Genomic DNA, 466 nt, shown 5'->3' with positions numbered 1-466 from the left:
GTTTTTCCAAACAGTGCACTGATGAATATATGAGCACATCATACACGCGGTCGTGGCGGAATGGCAGACGCGCTAGGTTGAGGGCCTAGTGGGTGAATAACCCGTGGAGGTTCAAGTCCTCTCGGCCGCATCCATGATACCAAGGGTTGTAGACCTATGGTATTTTTATTTTATATAACTTCTAAATAAATCTGTCCAAAATCTGTCCACTCACCGTAAGTAAGTGGACAGATTTTGTTAGAGATCGATATTTTTATATAATGTCGTCCAATTTTTCAGCCATAGCCTTTTGTTTGTTAGGAAATAAGTGACCATATACATCTATTGCTGTCAGAATAGATGCACGTATCCCCCATTGAAGCGCCAATTTCAATAAGCTTCCTCCAGTAAGATAATCTGTTCTTTTTTGTTTTGTTTCTGGTAGGAGGAATGCTCCTTTCCTGGTTAGATCAGTCGGTTTTTTTAC

The 466-nt window shown here is 40.6% G+C and carries 1 protein-coding gene and 1 tRNA gene; one reads left to right on the top strand and one right to left on the bottom strand.

What is annotated here, in order from left to right; all coding sequences use genetic code 11:
• Nucleotides 1–46 precede the first annotated feature (46 nt).
• Nucleotides 47–130: transfer RNA gene (locus tag GFC01_RS18085), tRNA-Leu, on the top strand.
• A 123-nt stretch (nucleotides 131–253) separates the two neighbouring features.
• On the opposite strand, the gene GFC01_RS19080 is transcribed toward GFC01_RS18085, so the two are convergent.
• Nucleotides 254–466, bottom strand: a 213-nt coding sequence (locus GFC01_RS19080) for a hypothetical protein (protein ID WP_207707655.1), incomplete at its 5' end; no start/stop codon positions are given.

Source organism: Desulfofundulus thermobenzoicus (assembly GCF_009428905.1).
GTDB classification, from domain to species: Bacteria; Bacillota; Desulfotomaculia; order Desulfotomaculales; family Desulfovirgulaceae; genus Desulfofundulus_A; species Desulfofundulus_A thermobenzoicus.
Note: the sequence above shows the minus strand (reverse complement) of the source record. Positions and strands in the feature narration are given on the sequence as shown.